The organism is Agrobacterium sp. V1, assembly GCF_030518355.1.
Classification (GTDB): Bacteria; Pseudomonadota; Alphaproteobacteria; order Rhizobiales; family Rhizobiaceae; genus Agrobacterium; species Agrobacterium cucumeris.
In genome coordinates this window covers 2,870,199-2,889,789 of sequence record NZ_JAULSF010000001.1, presented here as the reverse complement: position 1 = coordinate 2,889,789, position 19,591 = coordinate 2,870,199, and the positions used below count along the sequence as shown (strand labels likewise).

Here is a 19,591-nt window from a genome sequence, read left to right as displayed (position 1 = left end):
GGCCTTGAGACTTCCGCACTTCGCGTTGACCGAGATTTGCGGATTGGCCGCTGACCTTACCGTCACCTGCCTGCTCATTTTCTATCTCGGTGTCGATCCGCTGGCCGCCCGATTGCCCGGTGCGGCGGCAGGCGTTGTGACGAGCTGGCGGCTGAACCGCTCCAACAGCCGTGCAACCGCCACATTGAGCGTTTTTCTCGTGAATGCCGTGACGCTCACCTCCCGCATCGTCGGTGTCGGGCTGTTTGTGTTGCTGCAGTGGCGCAACCCGCTGGTCCAGCCGCTTATCCCGCTCGCCTTTTCAGCATTCGCGGCATTGCTGCTGGCGCTTTACGGCTACCGACGGCTGCAAAAACGACAATTGGACCGGGATTAAACCGTTTCCCAACCGTCCTTTTTAGCTGCCCGATAGATAGCGTCGATAAAAAGCTGGTTCTTCCGCGAGCTTTCCAGCGTGACGACTTCGCCGTCGCCCTTTGCCGCCCGGGCAAAAGCCTCCGCCTCCAGCTTGTATTGACGGCTATCCTGAAACCGGAAGATTTGCGACTGGTTATGGGCCTGATTGGTCAGCTCGATCTCTTCCGCACCCCAGCGATTGGCGTTGAAAGGGGATTTGACCTCGATGTAACCATCCGTGCCGTGGAAGACCATGAGCTGACGGGCGGCAAGCTGGGTCGACAGATAAAAGCTCAGTTCGAAATCGCCGAAATCAGCCCTGACGCTGGAATAGATATCCGTACCGAATTCCCTGTCGCGCTCAACCGTGGCCTGCACCCGCTTCGGCTCCGCGCCGGTGGCAAAACGGGTCACGATGGTTGGGTAGACGCCGATATCCGGCAGGGCGCCGCCGCCCAGTTCGGGAATATTGCGCATGTTGCCGGGATCGCGATTGAAATAGCTGAAAGCGCCCTGCACATGTTTCAGCGTGCCGATGGCGCCCGATCCCAGCAACTCCTTCACCTTGGCCCAGACCGGCGCATAGGTGACCATGAAAGCCTCGGACACAATAACGCCATTGCGGTCGCGTGCGGCGATAAGCGTATCGATCTCTTCCGCTTTCAGCGCAATCGGCTTTTCACACAGCACATGCTTGCCGGCATCGGCCGCCTTGATGGTCCATTCCACATGCTGGGAGGTGGGAAGCGGGATATAGACCGCATCGATCACATCCGATGCCAGCATCTCCTCATAGGAACCGAAGGCGTTGGGCACGGAAAAACGCTCGGCCACTGCACGCGCCTTGGCGTGATCGCGGCTGGCGATGGCGCTGACCACACAGTTTTGCGCATCCTGTATTGCCGGAATGACGTGATCCTGAGCGATCTTCGCCGTTGAGATTATTCCGAAGCGCAGCATTCCCATTCTCCCACTCTGCCATTTCTTCGGAAACTTACCATCCCGGCACCGTGTGGCAAGCCGGCAAAGTCCGATCAGTATAAAGTATGGCCGGATGTGTCCTGCCTTTGTCGGCCTGGTTGCTTTTATCGAGCTGTGTAAGGGAGAATTATGTTATCAGTACCCCAACGGAGAAACATGAAATGTCCTCTTCTCACACCGCACTGCTCGTCATCGACGTTCAGGAATCGTTTCGGCATACCCCTTATTTCGAGGAAAGCGGGCTCGCCGCCTATCTGGAGAAACAGCAGGCATTGATCGACGGCGCCAAGGCCGCGGGAATTCCCGTTGTTCAAATCTTCCATGTCGATGGCGACAAGGCCTTCTCGAAAGACAGCGGCTATGTCCGTGCGCTGGAGGGTGTGGAGATCGCACCCGATGTGACCTTCCACAAGAACCGCCATTCGGCCTTTGCCGGCACCGGCCTTGAAATCTGGCTGACGCAGAAAGGTATCAACCGGCTGATCGTCTCCGGCATCCGCACCGAACAATGCTGCGAAACGACCACCCGGCACGCTTCCGATCTCGGCTACAGCGTCGATTACGTAACCGAGGCGACGTTGACCTTTCCGATGATGCACGCCTCCGGCACGGTGTTCAGCGCCGACGATATCCGTAAACGCACCGAGCTGGTGCTGGCGGGGCGCTTCGCACGCATCGCCACGGTGAACGACGCGATTGCAACCTTGAAAGAAGCAGCCTGATGGATAAAGGCGGCACACGCATCATTCCGTTTTATACGCTTGTGCCGCCGCACGCGCTGTTGCTCGATATTGCCGGCCCCCTGCAGGTCATCCGTTATGCCAATGACGAGCAAAGCGACATTTTTTTCGACTGCCGCTACATTGCGGCAAGGGACAGGCAACAATCCTCGATCGGCCTTGACCTTTGCGGGCTGGAGGCCCTGCCCGCGGCGCTTCCGGAAAATGCGTTTCTCTTGATCTCCGGCAGCACTTCACGTTCCGAGAGCGAGCCGGAAACGCGGCGGGAGCGGCAGGCATTGACGGCATGGCTGGGCCGCGTCGCGCGTGTCGACACCACAGTCATTTCCATCTGCTCCGGTGCATTGCTGGCGGGAGAGGCCGGACTTTTCGACGGACGAAGCTGCACCACCCATGCCGATTGCATCGAGGCGCTGCGACGCATCGCGCCATTGTCCCAGGTGGCCGAAAACCGACTGTTCGTCGAGGACGGAAACCGCTTTTCAAGCGCGGGCATCTCCACCGGCATCGATCTCATGCTGCATGTGGTTTCCCGGCTGACATCCCCGGCCGTTGCGGCGCGTATTGCAAAAACCATGGTTGTCTATCTGAGGCGCAACGGCAGCGATCCGCAAATTTCGCCCTGGCTGACAGGCCGTAACCACATGCACCCCGCCATTCACCGCGTGCAGGACCGGGTGATGGCAGAGCCAGCGCAGGACTGGTCACTGGAAGGCCTGGCCGATATTGCAGCCCTCAGCGAAAGGCATCTGTCACGCCTGTTTCGCGAACATACCGGCATCAGCGTCATCGATTATGTCAATCTGATGCGGGTCAATTTGGCCCGTGACATTCTCGCTAATAGCCGCCTCGATATGGAGTCCATTGCCGAACGGGCGGGGTTTGCCTCTGCCCGGCATTTGCGGCGCGTGTGGCAACAGCATAATCACCTTCCGCCCAGCCACTATCGCGGCTATCGGAGCTGATCTCTCCGGCTTCCGTCTGTTGCCTGATGAGTGCCATCAAAGGAATTGAATGGTTATGCGGATGAGCAGTTGCTAACCTTGCCACAAAGTCAGCAACAGGAGCATCCCCCGTGGAAAAACGAAACCTCGGCCGCACCGGCCTCTCCATCGCCCCGATCGTCTTCGGCGGCAACGTGTTCGGCTGGACAGCGGATGAGAAGACTTCCTTTGCCCTGCTCGACGCTTTTTTTGACGCCGGGTTCAACGCCATCGACACGGCGGATGTCTATTCCGCCTGGGTGAACGGGCATGAGGGCGGCGAATCCGAAGTCATCATCGGCAAATGGCTGAAGCAATCGAGCATCAAGCGCGAGGATGCGGTGATCGTCACCAAGGTCGGTTTTGACAATCGCGGCCAGAAGACCGGCCTCAGCGCCAAGTGGATCGCAGAGGCTGTCGAAGCCTCGCTGAAGCGGCTGCAGACCGACTATATCGACCTCTATCTCGCCCACAAGCCGGATGCCGAGGTGCCGCTGGAAGAGACGCTTGCCGCCTTTGCAAAGCTGAAGGAACAGGGAAAAATCCGCGCCATTGGCTGCTCCAACTATTCCGCCAGCCAGCTTCAGGAGGCGCTGGATACGGCTGCGAAAAACAGTCTTCCGCGTTACGACGTGCTGCAGCCGGAATATAATCTCTACAACCGTGCGGATTTCGAAGGTCCGCTTGCTGATCTCTGTGTGAAGGAAGAGATTGGCGTCATCAACTACTACAGCCTCGCCGCCGGTTTCCTGACCGGGAAATACCGTGCCAAGGCCGATACGGAAGGCGTTGCCCGCAGCTATCGCGTCGGCGAATATGTCAACACGCGTGGCCTTGCCGTTCTGGGCGCGATGGATGCCGTGGCGGTACAGACCGGGGCCAAGCTCGCCGATATCGCGCTCGCCTGGCTGTTGCGGAAAAAAGCGATAACCGCGCCGATTGCCAGCGCCACCAGCCTGTCGCAGCTTGAAAGCTTCAAACGCGCCGTCGAGTTAAAACTGACCGATGAAATGATGACCCTTCTCGACAAGGCAGGCGCATAAGATGGAGCTTGCAATTCGTGATGCACAGCCGGCTGACCGGGCAGAATGGCTGCGCCTCTGGAACGACTACCTTGCCTTTTATGAGGTCGAGCTTGCCGATGACGTCACCGACCATACCTGGGCGCGCATCCTTGATCCCGCATCCCGTGTTTCGATGCGTGTGGCCGTGCTGGGTGACAGGATGGCGGGTTTCGCCATCCACCACTTCCATGATTCCACCTGGGTGAAGACGCCCGATTGCTATCTGGAGGATTTGTTCGTCGATGGCGAAATCCGCGGCAAGGGAACGGGCCGCGCGCTGATGGACGATCTTATCACCATCTGCAAGGAAAAGGGCTGGTCGCGGCTATACTGGCACACGGGCGAAGACAACCACCGCGCCCAGAAACTTTACGACAGCTACGTGAAAAGCGACGGCCATATTCGCTATCGCATCAAGTTCTGATCAGCCCCGGAAGCGGAAAAAATCCACAAAAGCCCTCAGCGCCGGACGCATCTGCCGGCGGGAGGGATAATAGATATAAAAGCCGTCAAAGGGTGCGCACCAGTCCTCCAGCACGCGGATGAGCCTGCCCTCCCTGATATCGTCCTCGACGCGCTGCTCGAAGACGAAGGCGAGCCCTGCCCCGTCTATCGCCGCCCGACGAATGAGGCTTTGGTCCGACAGGATCAAAGGTCCCTGCACATCGACCACCAGCGGCTTGCCGTTCTTCTCCAGTTCCCAGCGATAGATAAGACCACTGGCGAAACGGCGGCGAATACAGCGATGCCGGATAAGATCCCTGGGATCGCGTGGCGGTGGATTTTCCGCAAAATAGGACGGAGAACCAACAATTGCGCCGCGCCATGCGCCGCTGGCTTTCACCGCAATCATATCCGCGTCGAGGTGCTCCCCGAGCCGCAGCCCGGCATCGAAACCCTTTGCGACAATATCTTCAAAACGGTCGTCGGTTGAGATTTCGAGTGAAATATCGGGATAGAGCCGCAGGAACTCACCCAACCGCGGCACGATGAGATCCTCGGCGGCCAGTCTCGGCAAGGTGATGCGCAGGGGGCCGGCCGGTCTCCCGCCATGCTCGGCAAGCGTCTCGATGACGGCATCGATATCGGCAAGCGCCGGACCCAGTGTTTCCAGAAGCCGCCTTCCCTCCTCTGTCGGCGAAACGCTGCGGGTGGTACGATGAAGCAGACGCAGGCCAAGGCTTGTCTCCAGTGACGAGACGGCATGGCTGACGGCGGAGGGCGCAATGGCGAGTTCAGCCGCAGCCTTGCGGAAGCTACGGCCTTCGGCAACGGCGGCGAGAACGGCCAGCTGGGAGAGTTGCACACGGTTCATTGTTCTAAATGATAGAACAACCCACGCGGATTTGCAGCGATTATTTTTATCGCCATGAGACGCTATTTTCTGATCACGCCCTGATGACGGGCGGTTCCTTATGGAAGGACGAACAGATGAAACAAAGAACCCTTGGAAACAACCTATCCGTTTCGGCGCTTGGCCTCGGCTGCATGGGAATGACCCATGCCTATAGCCCGACCGGCGATGAAAGCAGCGCAATAGCGACGCTGCACCGCGCCGTCGAACTCGGCGTCACCTTTTTCGATACGGCAGAGGTTTATGGGCCTTACAATAACGAGATTCTCGTCGGCAAGGGTTTGAAGCCCTATCGCGACAAGGTGGTCATCGCCACCAAGTTCGGTTTCAGGATCGACACCAGCAAACCCGCAGGCCAGATGATGGTGGGCACCGACAGCCGCCCGGAAAATGTGCGCGCCGTCGCCGAAGCCTCGCTCAAACGCCTTGGCGTCGATGCCATCGACCTGTTCTACCAGCATCGCGTCGATCCCGATGTGCCGATCGAAGATACGGTGGGGGCCATGGCGGAGTTGGTGAAGCAAGGCAAGGTGAAACATCTCGGCCTTTCCGAAGCCAGCGCCGAAACGCTTCGCAAAGCGCACACCACCCATCCGATTGCGGCCATTCAGAGCGAATATTCGCTGTGGACCCGCGATGTGGAGGAAAACGGCGTGCTGGAAACCTGCCGCGAACTCGGCATTGGTTTTGTCCCCTTCAGCCCGCTTGGGCGCGGGGCTCTGACGGGCGCGCTGAAGTCACTCGACGGCCTCGCCGCCGATGATTTCCGACGCGGCCTGCCGCGCTTCCAAAGCGAAAACTTCGACGCCAATCTGGCGCTCATCCAGCTTCTGGAAGACATGGCGACTGAAAAGGGCGTTACCGCCGGGCAATTGGCGCTCGCCTGGGTGCTGGCACAGGGCGACTTCATTGTTCCTATCCCCGGCACCACAAAAATTGCTAATTTGGAGAAAAACGTCGCTGCAGCGGATGTTTCGCTGACGGCGGAGGAAGTTGCGAGCCTCGGTGCCCTCCTCTCGCCGGCAAAGGTTGCGGGGGAACGCTATCCCGCGCGCATGTCCCAGATGGCCAACCGCTAAAAACAAAAAAGCCGCGGCAACCGCCGCGGCTTTTTTCATTCAGCCATCGGCTTTCAAGCACGCAGAACGCCACCTGTCGACTTCTCGACATTGCCGACGATCTTGGCCGTCAGCGCCTCGAAATCCTCATCCGTCAGGGTCTTGTCGACCGGCTGGATCTGCACTTCGATGGCAACCGACTTGCGGTTTTCGCCGAGCGACGCACCCTCAAAGATATCGAAGACATTGACGCCGGTGATCAGCTTGCGGTCAGCACTCGTCGCGGCCTTGATGATGGCACCCGCCTCGACCGACTTGTCAACCACAAAGGCGAAGTCGCGCTTGACGGCCTGGAAAGGCGAAAGCTCGAGTGCGGGCTTGGTGCGGGTCGCCTTCTTTTTCGGCTCCTGCATGGCATCGAGATAAATCTCGAAACCGCAATAGGCGCCGGAAACATCCAGTTCGGACAGGGTTTTCGGATGGAACTCGCCGAAATAACCGAGCACGACCTTCGGGCCCATCTTGATGGTGCCGGAACGGCCGGGGTGATACCAGGAAGGCGCACCGGCTTCGATCTGCACATTGGCCATGGGCAGGCCGCAGGCTTCGAGCACGCAGAGCGCATCAGCCTTGGCGTCATAGACATCCACCGGCTTGCCGCCGCCCTTCAAAGCATTGGACCACATGCGGCCGCTGCCTGCGAGCGAGGCCGTGCCACGGCGGACACCGCCGGCAACGCGGCGCTGCTTCTCAGGCGTATCGCCCTCATAGGTGCCGGAAACCTCGAAGATCGCGACGTCACCATAACCCTTGTCGGCATTACGCTGGGCAGCGGTCAACAGGCCAGGCAGCAACGAGGGCCGCATGTCCGACATATCGGCCGCAATCGGGTTGGCGAGCTTCAGGGCCGGCGAACCGCCACCGAAGAGCTTCGCCTGCGCTTCCGGAATGAAGGACCACGTGACGGCTTCCAGCATGCCACGGCTTGCCAGGGCACGGCGCGCGGTACGCGTGCGGATCTGCAATGTGGTCAGGATACGACCATTGACGGCACCGAAGTTTTCCAGCGGTTCCGGCTTGATATTGTCGACGCCGTGGATGCGCATGACTTCTTCCACCAGATCAGCCTTGCCGTCGACATCAGGACGCCAGGACGGGACGGTGACGGAAACGCGCTCGCCCGTTCCCTCGACACCGAAACCGAGGCCCTTGAGAATCGTGAGGCTCTCTTCTGCCGAAACTTCCAGACCCGTCAGGCGTTTCACTTCCGCGAGCGGGAAATCCACGACCTTGGGCTGATGGCCCTTATAACCCACGACCCGGGCTTCGCCAGCGACGCCGCCGCAGAGTTCCAGAACCAGTTCGGTGGTGCGCTCCAGACCCGGAACCATGTATTCCGGATCAACGCCGCGCTCGAAACGATAACGCGCATCGGTGATGATGCCGAGCGAACGGCCGGTCTTGGCGATGTTGATCGGATCCCAGAGAGCGGATTCGATCAGCACATCGACGGTATTGTCATCGCAGCCGGAATGTTCGCCGCCCATCACGCCGCCGATGGACTCTAGGCCCTTTTCATCAGCAATGACGACATTGTTCGGGCCGAGTTTATATTCCCGCTGGTCGAGTGCGAGGATCGTCTCACCCTCTTTCGCACGACGAACCGTAAGATCGCCCTTGACCTTGGCAGCGTCGAAGACGTGCATCGGCCGGCCCTGATCGAAGGTCATGTAGTTGGTGATGTCGACAAGCGCGTTGATGGGGCGCAGGCCGATTGCCATCAGGCGCTGCTGCATCCATTTCGGGCTCGGGCCGTTCTTCACGCCGCGCACGATGCGCAGCGAAAAGCCGGGGCAGAGCGCCGCATCGTCCAGTTCCAGCTTCACATCGACGGGCGTTGCGCCTTCCACCTTGAAGGACGGCGCAGGCCTCGTCTTCAGCTTGCCGAGACCGGAAGCCGCAAGATCACGGGCAATGCCGTAGATCGAGGTGCAATCCGGACGGTTCGGCGTCAGGTTGATTTCGATCATCGGATCGTCGAGGCCGGCATAGGTGGCGAAGGACGTGCCGACAGGGGCATCCTGCGGCAGATCGATGATGCCGTCATGATCGTCGGAAATGTTGAGCTCCTTTTCGGAGCACATCATGCCGTGGCTTTCGACGCCGCGAATTTTGCCGACAGCAAGGGTGACATCGATACCCGGGACATACACGCCCGGACGCGCCAGAGCACCGACAAGGCCGGCGCGTGCATTGGGCGCACCGCAAACGATCTGTACCGGCTTGCCATCACCGGCATCGACCATCAGCACCTTGAGGCGGTCGGCCTCAGGATGTTTTTCAGCGGAAACCACCTTGGCAATGACGAAAGGCTTGTAAGCCGCCTTGTCGTCAACTTCTTCGACCTCGAGGCCGATTGCCGTCAGCCGCTCGCAAATCTCGTCCAGCGTCGCATCGGTATCCAGATGCTCTTTCAGCCAGGAAAGAGTGAATTTCATGTCTTTGCTCCTTGGCTAACCGGATTAAACGCTCAAACCGCCGAACAGCGTCGGCATGTCGAGCGGGCGGAAGCCGTAATGGTTCATCCAGCGGACATCGGCGTTGAAGAAATCGCGCAGATCAGGCATGCCGTATTTCAGCATGGCGATGCGGTCGAGGCCCATGCCCCAGGCAAAGCCCTGATATTCGTCCGGGTCCAGCCCACCAGCACGCAGCACGTTCGGGTGCACCATGCCGCAGCCGAGAATTTCCATCCAGTCATTGCCTTCGCCGAACTTGACGATCGGGCCGGAACGGTCGCACTGAATATCCACCTCGAAGCTCGGCTCCGTGAAGGGGAAGAAGGACGGGCGGAAACGCATGACGACGCTGTCGACCTCGAAGAAGGTCTTGCAGAACTCTTCCAGCACCCAGCGCAGATTGCCGACATGCGCTTTCTTGTCGATGACAAGGCCTTCGACCTGATGGAACATCGGCGAATGGGTGGCGTCGGAATCCTGACGGTAGGTCTTGCCGGGAATGACGATGCGGATCGGCGGCTTCTGGCTTTCCATGGTGCGGATCTGCACCGGCGAGGTGTGCGTGCGCAGCACCTTACGCTCACCGTTTTCATCCGGCTGGAAGAAGAAGGTGTCGTGCATTTCGCGGGCCGGGTGGCCTTCGGGGAAATTCAGCGCCGTGAAGTTGTAATAATCGGTCTCGATATCGGGACCTTCGGCGATCGAGAAACCCATATCCGCGAAGATGGCGGTGATTTCATCGACGATCTGGCTGATGGGATGAATGCGGCCACGCTCGGCCGGGGACTGGCGGACCGGCAGGCTGACATCCACCGTTTCCGCCTTCAACCGGGCGGCGATGGCAGCATCCTTCAGCGCATTCTTGCGTTCGCCGATAAGATCGGTGATCTCAGTCTTAAGCTGGTTGATGGCAGCACCGCGGGTCTGGCGCTCTTCCGGCGTCATGCTGCCCAGCGTCTTCAAAAGCTCCGAAACCGAGCCCTTCTTGCCCAGCGCGGAAACGCGCACGGCTTCGATGGCCGGCTCATCGGCAGCAGCCGCGATCTCCGACATCAATTGCGATTTCAAGGTATCAAGTTCAGTCATCTTTTCCTGCCTTGCCGGTCTTTTTAACAGCGGCTTCGGGGTTCACAGCATTCATCAGATAGTCGGTCGCCATGATAAAGCGTCGCAGATCACTACCCATCCGCACGCGCCCGATCAACCGGGCAAGCGGTAAAAATCGCCCGAGAATGCCGGTCAGGCGGCACAATTCTTCCAGCGCCCGGGGCGGGGCGTTTTCGCGCCAGCGGGCGAAGGCCGCATCGCAGGTCCCCGGCGCATCGCAGGCGCGGGTGGCGACCTGTAAAAACAGCAGCCATATATCGCGGGCCTGCGCCGTTTCCAGCGGCATGACCTCCTGAGGACGCTCCTCGAAATCCATGAAACCGACACGGCCGTCCTGAAGAAAGAAGTCGCGCACATGCGGACGACCATGGCAGAGACCCGCCGCATGCAACTCGCCAAGCGCCTCTGCGGATTTTACAAGCAGCGCATCGTGCTCCACCGGTGTCGTGGCCTTTATCGCATCCATGCGCTCCATGATGGTGGGGCCGACATCGCCAAGCACAACGGCCGTCAGCGAGGAATAGATGACGGGGGGCACGGGGAAACCACTGGCCTTGAAGGCCTCCAGCGTTTCGAGTTCGCGGCGCATGAGACCGGCGCCGTCAAGCGGCGGCGAAGGACGCATAAAGGTATAGGGAAGCAGCTTTGCGAGAAAAGTCTGCAGCTTTATCCACCAGGACGGCGTTTCCGTGCCCTGGCGTTTTATCCAGACGGTCGTTGTGGAAAGCTCGAGTTTCTGCACGCGGCGCTCGCTTTTAAGCAGAACCCGCATCAAGGCTGCGATATCGCCATCTTCGAGATGGACGTGGAAACCCTTCGCCTTTTCCGCCTCACTTGCGGCAACCAGCATTCTTGCCCCCCAATGGAACATGCCGACCGAAAGCCGGATGCCCCACCCTTCTGGCAACCCCGGTGCAAAACGCTCTACGCCTTTGCCGAAACTGCCGTGAATTCCAAAAAATCGAAAACCCGCGCCGGAGGACCGGCGCGGGTTTCAAATGAACAACAGATTGTCCGCGCCGTAATTACTTTACAGCGGTTTCAAACTCGTTGGTCGTACCAGCATCCTTGAGGTACTCAAGAGCCTTCTTCGCTGCTTCAACGAGCGCGCCGAATGCTGCCGGCTCATGGATAGCCATGTCGGACAGAACCTTGCGGTCGACTTCGATGCCAGCCTTGTTCAGGCCGTCGATGAAGCGGCCGTAGGTCAGGCCGAATTCGCGAACAGCAGCGTTGATACGCTGGATCCACAGAGCGCGGAAGTTGCGCTTGTTGACCTTGCGGTCGCGGTAAGCGTACTGCTTGGAACGATCCACGGCAGCCTTTGCTGCGCGGATGGTGTTCTTGCGGCGGCCGTAGAAGCCCTTGGCTGCCTTGAGTGTCTTGGTGTGCTTGGCGCGGGAAGTTACGCCACGTTTTACGCGTGCCATGTCATGATCTCCTTAAAGTGTCCAAAAGTGCGGAAAAGTCTCAGAGACCGTTCGGCAGGTAGTTCTTGACGACTTTCTTGCCGTCAGCTTCGGCGAGAACCATGGTTCCACGCGCGTCGCGAATGAACTTGTTGGTACGCTTGATCATGCCGTGGCGCTTACCGGCGGCGGCTGCAACAACCTTACCGGTAGCGGTGATCTTGAACCGCTTTTTTGCAGCGGACTTCGTCTTCATCTTGGGCATTTTGCTACTCCGTGTTTTTGTATCGAAACAGGCAGACGAGGCCTATTTCAAGCTATTCAGGAACGGCCTCGGCATGCCCTGCCGGACCGTTCGGACGCGCGCTTATAACCGCAGTCGGCTAAAAGCGCAACGGGGAATGAAAATTTCCCCTTGCGGCGGTGATTTACGCAGCTTTCAGGACTGGCGCAAAATTATTTCGGGGCGAGAACCATCATCATCTGACGGCCTTCCAGCTTCGGCTCGGCTTCAACCTTGGCAATCGCCTGGGTATCTTCCTTCACTTGGAGGAGAAGTTTCATGCCAAGTTCCTGGTGGGCCATTTCACGGCCACGGAACTTCAGCGTCACCTTCACCTTGTCACCCTCGTCAAAGAAGCGGTTCATCGCCTTCATCTTCACGTCATAGTCATGCGTGTCGATGTTGGGGCGCATCTTGATTTCTTTGACCTCGACGATCTTCTGTTTCTTGCGCGCCTCAGCGGCTTTCTTCTGGGTCGAGTATTTAAGCTTGCCGAGATCGAGGATCTTGCATACCGGCGGCTCTGCGTTCGGCGAAATCTCGACGAGATCGAGACCGGCCTCTTCCGCCATTTTCAAAGCCTGATCCGTCGGCATGCTACCGAGGTTCTGGCCCTCTTCATCAATAAGCTGAACTCTGGGAACCCGAATTTCCCGGTTGGAGCGCGGGCCCTCCTTGACGGGGGCATCGGCTTTGAAAGGTCTGCGAATGGTCGTATTCTCCTGATCTGTTTCTGGATCACGTCAGCAAAAAACAGCTTGTTTGGTACAAGCGGCGGAAATGTCGTTATTGCCGTGGCGAAGTCAATAGCATATCTGCCCGAAAAGATCACCTCTTGCCACGGTTTTTGCAAATACGCCGCCGATATTGCACGAAAATCAGGAGAATTGCATATACATGACCGAACAAGCCGCTGAATTCCTGCATATGGGAGCGGGTGACGACGCCCGCAACATCGCTTTTCTCCATCGCCGCGCAGCATCACAGCCGGACGCACCCCTGCTCGTCTGGCTCGGTGGCTATCGTTCCGACATGACGGGAACCAAGGCGGTGGAGCTCGATCGCTTCGCAGCGGAAAATGGTCTTGCCTGCCTGCGGCTCGATTATTCCGGCCACGGAGCTTCCGGTGGCGATTTCAAAAGAGGCACGATTTCGCGGTGGCTGGAAGAAGCACTCGCCGTGCTACGCGCCAAGGCACCGGCGCGTGTCATCCTCGTTGGCTCGTCCATGGGTGGGTGGATTGCGTTGCGCATGGTCGAGGAGCTGCGCAAGGCAGGCGGTGCGCCCTCCGTCGCGGGTCTGGTTCTTATTGCCCCCGCTCCCGATTTCACTGCGGAGTTGATAGAGCCCAGCCTGACGGAAGCGGAAAAGACGTCGCTGGTGGAAAGAGGCTATTTCGAGGAACATTCGGAATATAGCCCTGAACCCAACATCTTTACCCGGGCGCTGATGGAGGACGGCAAGCAGAACCGCGTGCTTACGGGCATCATCACCACCGGCTGCCCCGTTCACATCCTGCAGGGCATGCGTGATCCCGATGTCCCCTATCAACACGCACTCAAGCTCCTCGAGCACCTTCCCGCCGACGATGTCGTGTTGACGCTGATCCGCGACGGCGACCACCGGCTTTCCCGGCCGCAGGATATCGACAGGATGCTCGCAGCCGTCAAAGCCCTTGCGATATAGGCATTTGCGCAACGCTCTTAACCATATTCAACGAGTCTTGCGCGCCACCGATTGCTAATGATTGACTCCTACCCCCCATCCCTCTTAACTTTTCATTAAGAATTAAGGGACGGGTTTCATGATGAACGCACCGCTGGCGCGTGCGCTGCTGTTTGCAGTTGCCGCCGGGCTAATGACTGCTGCTTCCGCCATGGCGGAAATCAAGGGAAGCCCTTCCATGGTGACGGGCGGGATTACCTCCCAGCCGATCGGCCATTACGAGTTCTGTCAGAAATATGCGGATGAATGCAACATTCGCAACAAGCTGACGCCGCCGCCCCGCGTTACCGAATATGGCTGGGGCGTCATTCGTGAGATCAACACCTCCGTCAACACCACCATCGTGGCGATGACCGATCAGGAAATCTACGGCAAGGACGAAGTCTGGGAATATCCGACGACGGCCGGCGACTGCGAAGATTTTGTGCTGCTGAAGCGCAAGAAGCTGATCGAGCGCGGTTTTTCCGTTGCCGACCTTCTGATCACCGTTGTGCGCAAGCCGGATGGTGAAGGCCATGCCGTGCTGACGCTTCGTACCACCGATGGCGATTATATTCTCGACAACCTGACCGACGACGTGAAGCTCTGGACCGACACGAATTACACCTATCTGAAACGGCAGGCGTCCTTCAATACCGGCCGCTGGGTCTCCATCGAAGATGGTCGTGACGTTCTGGTTGGCGCGTTGCGCTGACACTCGAACTATCATTCTGGACAGACGAGAGCCCGCAGCCGCGGGCTCTTTCTTTTTTCAGCCATTGCCGATGATAATGCCGGCTGCCAGCACCAGCGAACCGCCAAGCACAACCTGAAACACCGCCCGCAGGAACGGCGTTTCCATGAAGCGGTTCTGAATGAAGGCGATGGCCCAGAGTTCCACGAAAACGACGATGGCGGCGATTGCCGTGGCCGTCCAGAAATGCGGAATGAGATAAGGCAGCGCGTGGCCGAGGCCACCGACGGCCGTCATGATGCCAGAGGCGAAGCCCCGTTTTACCGGCGAGCCACGGCCCGAAAGCTTGCCATCATCATGGGCGGCCTCGGTAAAGCCCATCGAAATGCCCGCGCCCACGGAGGCTGAAAGGCCGATCAAGAAGGTCTGCCAGGTATCTTGCGTGGCGAAAGCTGCGGCGAAGATCGGCGCAAGCGTCGAGACGGAACCGTCCATCAACCCCGCAAGGCCCGGCTGCACATAGGTCAGAAGAAACTGCCGCTTGGCCGTTGCCGCCTCTTCGGACTTGCCGTCCTCATCGAGATGTTTTTCTTCCAGCCGTTGGGCAATCTCTTCGTGCCCCCGCTCCGCCTCGGCCAGGTCACCCAACAGCTTGCGTGTCGAGGCATCGGTGGTTCGCTTGAGCGCTTCATCGTAAAAGCGGATCGCCTGCGCTTCCATCAATTCCGCCTGGGCGCGAATTTTCTCCAGCGACAGGTTCTTCACCAGCCAGTCCGGCGTGCGCTCGTAAAATCCGCGCACATGTTCGCGGCGGATCAGCGGGATGGTTTCTCCGAAACGGCGGCGATGCATGTCGATCAGCACATTTCGATGCCGCTGCTCGACCTCCGCCATGTCTTCGAAAACCTTTGCGGATTGCGGATATTGCCCGCGCAGATGATCGGCGTAGGAGCGGTAAATACGGGAATCATCCTCTTCCGACGAGATGGCGAGCGCCAGGATTTCCTGCTCGCCGAGCGAGGAGAAGGGGCGTTTGGACAGGGAAAAAAGACTGCGGAACATGGCTGAAACCTTTTTAGAATAATTCTAAATATAGTGATAGACCGCCACAATCAAGCTTTTTAGAATTATTCTAATACGTCAAAGCGTCGCATTGCGGAGGACCACCAGAGGGCGTAAATTTATGGAAAAGGAAGCACGATGCAGGATCCAATCACGGCAAAGGCCGCCCATAATGCCGACATTCAGCACAAGGCCGAAAAAGCCATGGCAGCGATCGGCGTCGATGCCGGTTTCATCGATCTGCTTGTCGAGACATTTTATGGCCGCGTTCTAAAACATCCGACGCTCGGGCCGGTTTTCGATGCGCGACTTTCCGGGCGCTGGCCGGAACACATGGACAAGATGAAACAGTTCTGGTCGGCAATCGCCTTCAAGAATGGCGGTTACGGTGGCAAGCCGGTACAGGCGCATCTGGGCGTGAGTGGAATGACGGCCGAACTTTTCCCGCAATGGCTCACGCTGTTTTCGGCAACGCTCGATGACATCGCGCCGAGCAGGCAGGCCCATGACTGGTTCATGGAAACGGCGGAACGCATCGCCAGAAGCCTGACACTTTCGCTGTTTTATAATCCTGCAATGGACGATCCGGCATTAAAACGCACGCAAACCTGACCACGGCAGGGCAGAAGCCACAAGAAGAACGCGATCACGTGCCAAAACAGCAATCGACAGGCATTGCAGAAGAGCGCGCAAGTTTGGAACATTCCCTCTTGATGGCTGCAAGGATAAATGGTTAGTAGCCTTTGGGAGGCGTACCGTGCGGTTCGCCTGTAATATGCAGACGTATCAGGGCTTATCGACATGGATCGCAGATCATTTATCCGCAAGGCGGGCGCTCTTGGCGCCGGTGTTACCGCAACCGCGCTGGCCGCTCCGGCCATTGCGCAGGAAAACCCCAAGATCACCTGGCGCATGACGTCGTCCTTCACCAAGGGCCTCGACATTCTTTTCGGTGCTGGCCAGATGGTCGCCGATCACGTCAAGGAAGCTTCCGGCGGCAACTTCGTCATCCAGCATTTCGCGGGCGGCGAAATCGTGCCGGCGCTGCAGGCGGCCGATGCGGTGACGGCCGGAACCGTCGAAATGGCGCATACCTGCGCCTATTATTACGTCGGCAAGGACCCGACCTTCGCGCTTGGAACCTCGGTTCCCTTTGGCCTCAACGCACGCCAGACGAATGCCTGGTTCAACCAGGCCGGCGGCAATGAGCTGCTCAACGAGTTCCTTGCCCAGCACAATATCTACTCGATCCTGCTCGGCAATACAGGCGCTCAGATGGGCGGCTGGTTCCGCAAGGAAATCAACACCATCGACGACCTCAAAGGCCTGAAGATGCGCATTGCCGGCCTCACCGGCCAGGTGATGCAGAAGGTTGGCGTTACCCCGCAGCAGATCGCCGGCGGCGATGTCTATGCCGCGCTGGAAAAGGGCACGATCGACGCGACCGAATTTGTCGGCCCCTATGACGACCAGAAGCTCGGCTTCTACAAGGTCGCAAAATACTATTACTATCCGGCATGGTGGGAAGGCGGCCCGGCCGTGCATGCCTTCGTGAACCTGCAGAAGTTCAACGAACTGCCGGAAAACTACAAGCGCATCCTGAAAGACGCCTGCGCCGCCGGCAGCGCCAGCATGCTGGAGCGCTACGACGCGCGCAACCCGAAGGCCCTGAAGGAACTGGTGGCGCAGGGCGCCATCCTGCGGCCGTTCAGCCAGGAAATCCTTGATGTCTGCCACAAGGCGGCACAGGACACCTATGCGGAAATTTCGGCCAAGAACGAGAGCTTCAAGAAGATCTACGAGAGCCAGCAGGCCTTCAAGAAGGATGCCTATCTCTGGGCGCAGATCGCCGAATATACCTATGATACCTACATGATGATCCAGCAGCGCAACGGTACGCTCTGAGCCTCCTCATTTCCCGACCATCTTCAGACGGTCATCCGGCATCTGCCGGGTGGCCGTTTTGTTTGGCGAGACCAGCTTCCACACCTGCCGTTCACGCCAGTCGACCGGGCTCATGCCGGTGACGCGGCGAAACTCCCGGTTGAAGTTGGACTTGGTCTGGAAACCCGAGGAGAACATGATCGCGGTTACCGATTGCTCCGTCTCCTCCAGCAGCCGGCAGGCTTCGCGGATACGGAGCTGGTTGACATATTGTGAGACATTGATGCCGAGGGAACGATTGATCGCACCGGATATCTGCCGACTGGGCAGGCCGAGGCGTCTGGCCAGCCGCGTCAGGTTGAGGTTCTCGTCGCGGTAAAGCGCCTGTGTTGTCATCAGCTGGTCGAGGCTAGCGACTATGTCGCGGTCCTGTTCCGATGGTTCTGAGGGAGGCGGCAATTCCTCGGCCGGCTCTGCAGCCGTTTGCGGCGCTTTGCTTTTTCCAGCCAGGGCGGCCATCAGACCGATCAGCAACAGCCCGAAAAGATTGGCATTGCTGACAAGCGCGGCGACATTTTCCCCATGCGCCCACTCAAAATCGAGGAACACGAGAAGATCGAACAGCGCCGAAACACAAAGCGCCATGGCGGCGATAATCAATGCCCTGTGCGCAGAAGTGACGCTGGCGAATTGCGCCTCGTCCAGCCCATCCGGCCCTTTTCCTCCCAGAAGAAGCAGTGCGGCGGCATGGCCGACGAAGATGAGGATCAAGGCAAGGTCGATCACTACCGGCAAGGCGAATTCCAGAACAACGATCAACAAAGGCGAGAACACAAGACTTGCCAGCATCGCTCTCCTGCTGTCTGCCCCGACCCTCATCAAGCCGCGAAAGGCGATATAGACAAGCGGTGGCAGGCAGGCGGCCAGAACCGGCAGGACATAACGTACGGCATTGACGCCATACCCCCAGCGCAGGCCGACAAGAACCGATTGCACGGCGCAAAGCGCGATCAGGGCCAGAAAGGCGCGGTTCGTCCGCACATCGTCTCCGCTTCGGAAAAAGACGATGAACATGACGACCAACAGAAGCGCCACGACGAATGGCAGGGGAATGAAAAGCACGAATAAATATCCCGGATCGACGACCTGTTGTCTTTTCATGGACCAGATCGCGTTTCGGTACGACCTCAAACACGATCAAGGACGCGAAAAACAGGTGACTGTGCAGATTGGGTCTCGTTCTTTCCGACCGCAAGAGGTTTTTCATGCGCCCCATCGTCACCATCACCACCATGCTGTTTTCCGCTCTCATTACCCAGCCGGCTTTTGCAAATGAAGCCGTTGGCGTCAGCGAAATCGCCATCCACTCTCCCGAACGTGGCGAGGACCTTGCCGTCACCGTCTGGTATCCTTCGGAGGGCAACGGCACGCAGACGCGTTCCGGCGAGGACCGGATTTTTCAAGGCACGGCTGTCTTCAAGGACAGCACAGTGCAACCGGGTCGCCTGCCGCTGGTGCTTCTGTCACACGGTTCGGGCTCGAGAGTGAGCGGCATGGCCTGGATCGCCGCAAAGCTTGCGAGCGAAGGTTTCATCGTCGCCGGCCCCAACCATCCCGGCACCACCAGCGGCGATTCAACACCTGCCGATACGCCGAAAATCTGGGAGCGGACGGGCGATCTTTCCACAATCATCACCGCGCTGACGACGCAGGGCAAATGGTCGGGCGCGATCGATGCGCAGAGGATCGGCGTACTCGGTTTTTCGCTCGGCGGCAGCGCGGCAATGGAGATTTCGGGCGCACGCGCCGATCTCAACGCGTATAAGCGCTATTGCGAAGACCATGCTGCAATGATGGATTGCCAATGGTTTGCCGGCGGCCGGGGTTATCTCAACAACGAGCCGGTCAGTGTACCGAAGCTCGACCTCGGAACTCTCGACAAGGCCCGTTTCGAGCAGCAGAACCGCGATCCACGCATTCGTTCCGCCGTGCTGGTCGATCCTGGCCTCGCACTCGCCTTCCAGCCGGACAGCCTGAAAACAATCGATATTCCGCTGGCCTTCATCAATCTCGGCAGCAAGGGGAAAATTCCACCGGCCGTGCTGGCGGACAAACTGGCAGCCGAGGTGCCCGGCGCGACCTATCAACAGGTCGATGAGGCCAACCATTTCAGCTTCCTGCCCCTATGCAAACCGGATGCCGATGCGTTTCTCAAATCCGTTGGCGAGCGTGATCCGATCTGCGAACCGGCCGGGCCACGCGACCGCGCAGATATTCATGCCGAACTGGAAAAGATGATTGTTGACGCCTTCAACCGCACGCTGAAGCCGGGACAATAAGCGGCGGAAATGTG

General features: G+C 58.8%; 21 protein-coding genes. 11 read left to right on the top strand and 10 right to left on the bottom strand.

What is annotated here, in order from left to right:
- Positions 1 to 4 precede the first annotated feature (4 nt).
- The gene (locus QSV77_RS13880; protein WP_302733824.1) at positions 5 to 376 is read left to right on the top strand and encodes a hypothetical protein; all 372 of its coding nucleotides are present in this window, start codon (positions 5 to 7) and stop codon (positions 374 to 376) included.
- On the opposite strand, the gene QSV77_RS13875 is transcribed toward QSV77_RS13880, so the two are convergent.
- Positions 373 to 1,356, bottom strand: coding sequence for a Gfo/Idh/MocA family protein (locus QSV77_RS13875; protein WP_302733823.1), 984 nt, complete (start codon positions 1,354 to 1,356; stop codon positions 373 to 375). The genes QSV77_RS13880 and QSV77_RS13875 overlap by 4 nt on opposite strands.
- 182 nt (positions 1,357 to 1,538) lie before the next feature.
- Between QSV77_RS13875 and QSV77_RS13870 the strand changes: the two genes are divergently transcribed.
- The 4 genes from QSV77_RS13870 to QSV77_RS13855 all read left to right on the top strand — a co-directional run bounded on the left by QSV77_RS13870 (position 1,539) and on the right by QSV77_RS13855 (position 4,588).
- The gene (locus QSV77_RS13870; RefSeq protein ID WP_142840860.1) at positions 1,539 to 2,099 is read left to right on the top strand and encodes an isochorismatase family protein; all 561 of its coding nucleotides are present in this window, start codon (positions 1,539 to 1,541) and stop codon (positions 2,097 to 2,099) included.
- Entirely contained in the window at positions 2,099 to 3,082 is a 984-nt protein-coding gene (locus QSV77_RS13865) for a GlxA family transcriptional regulator (RefSeq protein ID WP_302733822.1), read from the top strand. Before QSV77_RS13870 ends, QSV77_RS13865 begins: the two co-directional genes overlap by 1 nt.
- 110 nt (positions 3,083 to 3,192) lie before the next feature.
- Complete coding sequence (locus tag QSV77_RS13860; protein ID WP_302733821.1) at positions 3,193 to 4,143, top strand: aldo/keto reductase; 951 nt, start codon at positions 3,193 to 3,195, stop codon at positions 4,141 to 4,143.
- A gap of 1 nt (position 4,144) precedes the next feature.
- A complete protein-coding gene (locus QSV77_RS13855) occupies positions 4,145 to 4,588 on the top strand; it encodes a GNAT family N-acetyltransferase (protein WP_302733820.1) in 444 nt (147 codons plus the stop codon).
- Here QSV77_RS13855 and QSV77_RS13850 read toward each other — a convergent pair whose 3' ends face one another.
- The gene (locus tag QSV77_RS13850) at positions 4,589 to 5,479 is read right to left on the bottom strand and encodes a LysR family transcriptional regulator (RefSeq protein ID WP_302733819.1); all 891 of its coding nucleotides are present in this window, start codon (positions 5,477 to 5,479) and stop codon (positions 4,589 to 4,591) included.
- Between the two features lie 116 nt (positions 5,480 to 5,595).
- On the opposite strand from QSV77_RS13850, the gene QSV77_RS13845 reads away from it, so the two are divergent.
- Complete coding sequence (locus tag QSV77_RS13845) at positions 5,596 to 6,597, top strand: aldo/keto reductase (RefSeq protein WP_302733818.1); 1,002 nt, start codon at positions 5,596 to 5,598, stop codon at positions 6,595 to 6,597.
- 53 nt (positions 6,598 to 6,650) lie between these two features.
- On the opposite strand, the gene pheT is transcribed toward QSV77_RS13845, so the two are convergent.
- From pheT to infC, 6 genes are all read right to left on the bottom strand, one after another.
- Positions 6,651 to 9,074, bottom strand: coding sequence for a phenylalanine--tRNA ligase subunit beta (pheT, locus tag QSV77_RS13840; RefSeq protein WP_302733817.1), 2,424 nt, complete (start codon positions 9,072 to 9,074; stop codon positions 6,651 to 6,653).
- Between the two features lie 24 nt (positions 9,075 to 9,098).
- Positions 9,099 to 10,181: a phenylalanine--tRNA ligase subunit alpha gene (pheS, locus tag QSV77_RS13835; protein ID WP_110755727.1), complete on the bottom strand. Its 1,083-nt coding sequence runs from the start codon at positions 10,179 to 10,181 to the stop codon at positions 9,099 to 9,101.
- Entirely contained in the window at positions 10,174 to 11,052 is an 879-nt protein-coding gene (locus tag QSV77_RS13830) for a phosphotransferase (RefSeq protein ID WP_302733816.1), read from the bottom strand. The genes pheS and QSV77_RS13830 overlap by 8 nt, the downstream gene beginning before the upstream one ends.
- 175 nt (positions 11,053 to 11,227) lie before the next feature.
- Complete coding sequence (gene rplT, locus QSV77_RS13825; protein WP_003507464.1) at positions 11,228 to 11,632, bottom strand: 50S ribosomal protein L20; 405 nt, start codon at positions 11,630 to 11,632, stop codon at positions 11,228 to 11,230.
- A 40-nt stretch (positions 11,633 to 11,672) separates the two neighbouring features.
- Positions 11,673 to 11,876, bottom strand: coding sequence for a 50S ribosomal protein L35 (rpmI, locus tag QSV77_RS13820; protein WP_003493355.1), 204 nt, complete (start codon positions 11,874 to 11,876; stop codon positions 11,673 to 11,675).
- A gap of 191 nt (positions 11,877 to 12,067) precedes the next feature.
- Positions 12,068 to 12,604 (bottom strand): translation initiation factor IF-3, encoded by a 537-nt coding sequence (infC, locus tag QSV77_RS13815; RefSeq protein ID WP_077224822.1) that lies wholly within the window; start codon positions 12,602 to 12,604, stop codon positions 12,068 to 12,070.
- A 187-nt stretch (positions 12,605 to 12,791) separates the two neighbouring features.
- Here infC and QSV77_RS13810 point away from each other — a divergent pair, with 187 nt between their 5' ends.
- Entirely contained in the window at positions 12,792 to 13,580 is a 789-nt protein-coding gene (locus QSV77_RS13810; protein ID WP_269708228.1) for a carboxylesterase, read from the top strand.
- Between the two features lie 118 nt (positions 13,581 to 13,698).
- Positions 13,699 to 14,313 (top strand): transglutaminase-like cysteine peptidase, encoded by a 615-nt coding sequence (locus tag QSV77_RS13805; RefSeq protein WP_269708229.1) that lies wholly within the window; start codon positions 13,699 to 13,701, stop codon positions 14,311 to 14,313.
- A 57-nt stretch (positions 14,314 to 14,370) separates the two neighbouring features.
- Here QSV77_RS13805 and mbfA read toward each other — a convergent pair whose 3' ends face one another.
- A complete protein-coding gene (gene mbfA / locus QSV77_RS13800) occupies positions 14,371 to 15,354 on the bottom strand; it encodes an iron exporter MbfA (RefSeq protein ID WP_142840850.1) in 984 nt (327 codons plus the stop codon).
- Positions 15,355 to 15,492: 138 nt separating this feature from the next.
- On the opposite strand from mbfA, the gene QSV77_RS13795 reads away from it, so the two are divergent.
- Positions 15,493 to 15,966: a group III truncated hemoglobin gene (locus QSV77_RS13795; protein WP_302733812.1), complete on the top strand. Its 474-nt coding sequence runs from the start codon at positions 15,493 to 15,495 to the stop codon at positions 15,964 to 15,966.
- Between the two features lie 189 nt (positions 15,967 to 16,155).
- The gene (locus tag QSV77_RS13790) at positions 16,156 to 17,259 is read left to right on the top strand and encodes a TRAP transporter substrate-binding protein (RefSeq protein WP_262516375.1); all 1,104 of its coding nucleotides are present in this window, start codon (positions 16,156 to 16,158) and stop codon (positions 17,257 to 17,259) included.
- 6 nt (positions 17,260 to 17,265) lie between these two features.
- Here the strand turns inward: QSV77_RS13790 and QSV77_RS13785 are convergent, their stop codons facing one another.
- Positions 17,266 to 18,360, bottom strand: coding sequence for an AraC family transcriptional regulator (locus tag QSV77_RS13785; RefSeq protein ID WP_302733950.1), 1,095 nt, complete (start codon positions 18,358 to 18,360; stop codon positions 17,266 to 17,268).
- A gap of 143 nt (positions 18,361 to 18,503) precedes the next feature.
- On the opposite strand from QSV77_RS13785, the gene QSV77_RS13780 reads away from it, so the two are divergent.
- Positions 18,504 to 19,577, top strand: coding sequence for an alpha/beta fold hydrolase (locus QSV77_RS13780; protein ID WP_302733811.1), 1,074 nt, complete (start codon positions 18,504 to 18,506; stop codon positions 19,575 to 19,577).
- Positions 19,578 to 19,591 lie beyond the last annotated feature (14 nt).